This window comes from Zooshikella ganghwensis DSM 15267, assembly GCF_000428585.1.
Lineage (GTDB): Bacteria > Pseudomonadota > Gammaproteobacteria > Pseudomonadales > Zooshikellaceae > Zooshikella > Zooshikella ganghwensis.
The window spans coordinates 1-4,977 of the sequence record NZ_AUAF01000226.1; the positions used below are offsets into that span (position 1 = coordinate 1).

The 4,977-nt window shown below is 37.6% G+C and carries 9 protein-coding genes; 8 read left to right on the forward strand and 1 reads right to left on the reverse strand.

What is annotated here, in order from left to right; genetic code table 11:
• Positions 1-569, reverse strand: a 569-nt coding sequence (locus F607_RS0124520) for a replication protein (protein ID WP_027710152.1), incomplete at its 3' end; no start/stop codon positions are given.
• A 600-nt stretch (positions 570-1,169) separates the two neighbouring features.
• Between F607_RS0124520 and F607_RS33225 the strand changes: the two genes are divergently transcribed.
• The 8 genes from F607_RS33225 to F607_RS0124560 all read left to right on the forward strand — a co-directional run.
• Positions 1,170-1,604 (forward strand): helix-turn-helix domain-containing protein, encoded by a 435-nt coding sequence (locus F607_RS33225; RefSeq protein ID WP_051311811.1) that lies wholly within the window; start codon positions 1,170-1,172, stop codon positions 1,602-1,604.
• A gap of 176 nt (positions 1,605-1,780) precedes the next feature.
• Positions 1,781-2,179, forward strand: a complete 399-nt coding sequence (locus F607_RS31670; protein WP_169719845.1) for a helix-turn-helix transcriptional regulator — start codon at positions 1,781-1,783, stop codon at positions 2,177-2,179.
• A gap of 16 nt (positions 2,180-2,195) precedes the next feature.
• Entirely contained in the window at positions 2,196-2,495 is a 300-nt protein-coding gene (locus tag F607_RS0124535; protein WP_027710153.1) for a hypothetical protein, read from the forward strand.
• A gap of 86 nt (positions 2,496-2,581) precedes the next feature.
• On the forward strand, positions 2,582-3,262 hold the full coding sequence (locus F607_RS0124540) for a hypothetical protein (RefSeq protein WP_027710154.1): 681 nt from the start codon (positions 2,582-2,584) through the stop codon (positions 3,260-3,262).
• 36 nt (positions 3,263-3,298) lie between these two features.
• The gene (locus tag F607_RS0124545) at positions 3,299-3,655 is read left to right on the forward strand and encodes a hypothetical protein (RefSeq protein ID WP_027710155.1); all 357 of its coding nucleotides are present in this window, start codon (positions 3,299-3,301) and stop codon (positions 3,653-3,655) included.
• Positions 3,656-3,664: 9 nt separating this feature from the next.
• On the forward strand, positions 3,665-4,450 hold the full coding sequence (locus F607_RS0124550) for a DUF2303 family protein (protein WP_027710156.1): 786 nt from the start codon (positions 3,665-3,667) through the stop codon (positions 4,448-4,450).
• Between the two features lie 63 nt (positions 4,451-4,513).
• Complete coding sequence (locus tag F607_RS0124555) at positions 4,514-4,729, forward strand: hypothetical protein (protein WP_027710157.1); 216 nt, start codon at positions 4,514-4,516, stop codon at positions 4,727-4,729.
• Positions 4,730-4,738: 9 nt separating this feature from the next.
• A partial coding sequence (locus F607_RS0124560) for a hypothetical protein (protein WP_027710158.1) occupies positions 4,739-4,977 on the forward strand: 239 nt, incomplete at its 3' end.

Consider the following 4,977-nt stretch of genomic DNA (forward strand, 5'->3'; position numbering starts at 1 on the left):
GAGTCGAAATTTTCCTGGGGGGAACTAAAGGGGGTTATAGTGTTTTTTGGTTTAGTGTATTTATGTCTTTTGTGGTGACCGTTTTCAGTCACTTTTTCTGACCGATTTCGGTCACTACACTGACCGTTTTCGGTTTGTTTGGGAGTGACCGAATTCGGTTTGTTTACTGACGGATTTCGGTCACTTACCTGACCGTTTTTCGTTTCTTTAAGAGTGACCGATTGCGGTTTGTTGAGTGACGGATTTTGGTTAGTTTCAATTTTACTAAAAAACCATTGATCACTTTGTTTATTGATACCTACTTTACGACCTTGGGTAATTATAATTTTACGCTCTTTAAGCAACCGTAAATCAGCATGCAGGTGAGTAGTAGCTCCATCGTATTGCATTAAATCGGCAAGTTGACTAGCAGAAATCCAGTCCACATCAAGGTTAAAACCAATTGTTTTTCTGAACACTGCCATTAAGATACGAAGCTGACGCCCTGAAATATCAAGACGACACATTGCTTCTAATAATTGATTATCAAATCGAACGTAACCATTGTATTTATCGTGAGATTCATCCATACTAATTACTCTTCTAGTGTTAATAAGCTGCCTTTTTCCTCCGAGAATCTGGCAGCTTTTTTTATCTACAAAAATAAGAATCTTAATTTTTAAGCATGAAAAGATGGCTTAACCCACTAGTGTCACAAAGCAGGTTCAAGAGCATTTGAAAATAAATAAGTTAAGTGGGAATCAGTTTAAGTACTTTTCACTAAATAATACCTCCTGTATTGATTGAGTGTAATAACTTCAAGAAAAGTTAAACGCTCAAAATGCAGCGTGTTAATTAGATAAAATATAACGAAATGATATTAGATACTCCTTATCAGAACAGTGGCTGTATGAACTTACAGTAAAATTAAGTTAAGTGACGCTTACTAAAACTTGAGGTAAAGTTTTAGCCACTCAACACAAACACTATTGATCTATCAGGGTATGTGCTTTCTATCTCCCTCACATATACCACTAAATTCAAGCGTAAAAGAGCCTTAGGCACTGGTGTTTGTGCCTATAAGGGTTTAATATGTTAACCGGTAACTTTCTTAGAAGCTGCCGGTTCTTTATTTATATTGATGATAAAAGTAAAATTTACTGAATACAAGTTAAAATTTCAAACTAATTATGAGTGAACTTTGGGAAAAGATACGAGCAAGAAGGCGAGAGCTAGACCTTACTCAGCAAGAAGTTGCCGATTACTGTGGCATTTCAGTTACAGCTATTAGTAAGTGGGAGTCTAAAGCCCCAGAGGGTCGAGCCTACCCAAGGCAAAACAAGCTCCAAAAACTAAGCGAGGTTTTACAAGTTGATAAGGCTTGGCTTATTGATGATGAGCAAGGCCCACATCAACTACTATCAGCAATAGCCAATCTTGAAGAAGAGGAGTATCAAGCAGCAAAGCAAAAAGCTGGACCTACACCAAAACAGCAAAACCCAGCTGACTTTGAAAAACAGATAGCCTTGATTCAAAGATATACTAGCCTGATATCAAAGGGGAAATTAACCCCTGAAGTTATGAGTGTTTTAGAGTCATTAGCTGACTACATAGAAAGTAAGTAATCCCACCCGTTATACTTCTCGCAAATAGAGACTGTCTTTACCCTCAAGCATCCTTAATTTATCAAGTTAATTAAAACCACATCATTGATACATAATTTATATTGAATTTAAAGTTTTATTTTAAACTTTTAGGGGATATACTTATTTCAAAAGTAAGAATGAATGAGTACTTAGCTATGGAAAGCATAACACCCATTAATGTCAACATTACTGATGGTCATTGGCAATCAAATCTTAACAACCCATATCTTGCCCCAAGAGAAGTGGCCTATTGCATAGGGCTTCTGTCGGGTAAAACCGATAAGGTGATTGCCAGAGAACAAGGTGTTGAGCCCAGCTCCGTTAGCAACCGTATTAAAAACGCTCACTATAAGTTAAATACTAATAATCGAGCCCATTTAGTGGCTGAGCTTATTCGATTAAAAATTATCACGCCACTATTGATTGTATTCAGTGTAGTTGCTGTACCTGAGTGGCCAAGGGTAATGCAGGAGGACCCAAATAAACCCAGACCAGTCCGAGTAGCAAAACGATTAATAAGACGACAAGAATTACTCAATACATCACGTATATAAAGCAAGGAGGCCCTTAATGAAACCCACTGAAAATCCTTTATTTGTAAAATTATCTGAAAATGAAATGGTTCACTTTGAAACGTTACTCAAAGAGCTTGGATTTGACTCCATCTTAATAACAAATACTGATTTTAATATTGAAGAAGATGGCGACACGCTAATAAATGAGTGGAATCCGGGAGAAATCAAGGACTTTCATTTTGCCATCAAGTTTTGGAATCACGATGATACGATGACTGCGTTATTTGTTAAGCCTATCACTCATAGCGCTCAATTACTGTGGGATGCCGGAAAAAGCCTAAATACCACGCAATAATTTATTATCTCACAAATTAATTTAGCTTTATTTTTGCTCTGATGAAGCGTGACGGGATTTTTTTGTCTTAAAAAAAGGAAAATGACATGAAAGAAATGGAAGCTATGGTACTCGATTCATTTAACGCACTATCAAAAAGTGGCGTTATTAAGGAGACAATTGATAAGCAAGTTAAGGTTGTGGTTGACGCAGTGATTGAAACAACCCTCAGTAGTTATTCAACCTTCGGTAAGCAGCTAAAAGAAACCGTTGAACATTTACTAAATATAGATGTAAACGAACTTGATCTAGCCAGCTACAATGCCTTTATATTAGAGGTAATAAGGGCCAAGTTAGATGCCTGTTTATATCAACAAGGCAAACGTCAAATTGAAGAAGGCCTTGAAAAACTACTACAACCCGCCCCTAAAGAAATCAAGCTATCTAAGCTTATCACTGATTTTATTGAATATTCTGCTGAAGATGTACAACTTGAACATTATGAGCATATTACCTTCCATTGTGACCAAACGAGACTCAACGCTACTTGGATAGCATTTGATTGTGAACCCAATAAAAGTGAGTATGCATGTGAGTATCGAATCGCTATCAATCGTAATGGTAATATTTTTTCATTACAGATCAATAATGAAAATTATAAAAACAAGCTTTTTGTCGGTGATCTGTATAATTTCGAAAAAGATTTATTCCAACTCTATACCGCAAAAACCAAGTTTATTTTAGATATTGATGACGTGGATACAGGATATCCATTTGCTGATGATTAATTAATAACATCTAACGACAACAAGGGTACTCATACCATGAATGATCATACGCCTTTTAGTCAAACCGTAGCCTATATTAATCGTGGAAGCCTTAACGATGAGCTGACAGAAAAGCTTTCTGACATTGTGAAAGCCGTGAGGGAAACGCAAAAAACAGGTTCCATTACCCTCCAGTTAAAAATTCAAATGTTAAGTAACAGCGATGAGGATACGATAAAAATATCGCCTACGGTAAAAACCTCTATCCCTGAATATGAGCAACCTAAAGCAGTTTTTTGGTCCACCGCGGATGGTGATTTGTTGCGTAACGATCCCAAGCAAGGCGAGTTGGAACTCAAAAGCGTGCCAGTCTCTGGCGAAAATCAAAAACTAAAATCCATCTTCAACGAGTAAGGAAAGACCATGGAACACAATCACGTTAAAGATTTAATTAAGTTAGGGTCCAGCCAGGTTATTCATAATAAAGAAGGTATTCCCTTCGTGGCAATTGGTAATGACTTTAAATTAGTGAGTATAGAACAGTATCTCCCCCACCCTATTAAGACCCGGCAAAATATTAAAATGAATACGGTGAAATCATTTATTGATTATATTAATCGCTTCAAAAATCCTCATACAACCATTTTTGCAGATGATACATGCCAGTCCTTTAAAGCGATTATCGACTTTCATCACTCTCAAGAAGAACCCCGCAGCGGTGCTCATACTGTGGAGTATGGCTGTCCTCTGTCACGTGAGTGGGAAGCTTGGCAAGCGATGAATAAAAAAAAAATGGATCAAACAAGCTTTGCAGAGTTTTTAGAAGAACGTGCGGAAGATATTGTCAGCCCCAGTGGCGCTGAATTATTAGAAATTGCCTTGAAGTTTAATGTCATTCGAAAAGCCGTTTTTGGTTCGGCCATGCGGCTTAATACCGGTGAATATCAGTTTACTTACAGCGAAGATAATCAAAAAGGCACGGTTGAATTACCCGAGCAAATTAAGTTGGGACTAGCCCCTTTCCATAACGGTGAGAAGTACGAGGTTAAAGCCAAACTCTATTACCGGTTACATGATGGTCGGCTGCTACTGTGGTACAAGCTTATTCAGCCCGAACGCGTTATTGAGGATGCCTTCAAGGAGGTTACTCAGGATATCCAAAATGGTGTAGGTGACCTTATGGTAATCGAAGGTCGAGATACCCACTAAGCATAACAGGTTTAGCAGGAAGCCGTCGCTAAACCACCTTTCTCATTTTACAAGGTGATCAATATGGAAATTAATACCTGTGCATTAACACGGAAAAATACCAATACCGTAAATAAAATAAATACGCTCATTGACCGTTTTAAAGAAGCCAAAAATAAATTGCCTCCACGTATTACCATTAGCAAAGTACAACAAAACGAGCTGGAAGCGAATTTACGTCAATATAAGTGCTTTCCACCCTACACACTGCGTGGTATTCCGTTAGTTACAACCAAATAAGGAAAAACTATGTTAACGATAACCAGGCGTATCGGTGAGTCAGTCAAAGTGGGTGATTATCGAATAGTTTTTCGTGCTAAAAAATACAATGCCGCAGAGCTGAGTATTTTTTATCAAAACACATTACAGATTAAACAATTATCGTTTGATCACACATTAATTATCAATGATGACATCACGATATCGGCAAGACCACACTTCATGGGGTATAGAGCATCATCACCTCAAGTGGACTTTTTGATTCAAGC

What these genes read in the sequence shown, in the direction of transcription:
- F607_RS33225 (WP_051311811.1), top strand. Translation starts at nt 1,170, where the DNA reads ATGAGTGAACTTTGGGAAAAGATACGAGCAAGAAGGCGAGAGCTAGAC.
- F607_RS31670 (WP_169719845.1), top strand. Translation starts at nt 1,781, where the DNA reads ATGGAAAGCATAACACCCATTAATGTCAACATTACTGATGGTCATTGG.
- F607_RS0124535 (WP_027710153.1), top strand. Translation starts at nt 2,196, where the DNA reads ATGAAACCCACTGAAAATCCTTTATTTGTAAAATTATCTGAAAATGAA.
- F607_RS0124540 (WP_027710154.1), top strand. Translation starts at nt 2,582, where the DNA reads ATGAAAGAAATGGAAGCTATGGTACTCGATTCATTTAACGCACTATCA.
- F607_RS0124545 (WP_027710155.1), top strand. Translation starts at nt 3,299, where the DNA reads ATGAATGATCATACGCCTTTTAGTCAAACCGTAGCCTATATTAATCGT.
- F607_RS0124550 (WP_027710156.1), top strand. Translation starts at nt 3,665, where the DNA reads ATGGAACACAATCACGTTAAAGATTTAATTAAGTTAGGGTCCAGCCAG.
- F607_RS0124555 (WP_027710157.1), top strand. Translation starts at nt 4,514, where the DNA reads ATGGAAATTAATACCTGTGCATTAACACGGAAAAATACCAATACCGTA.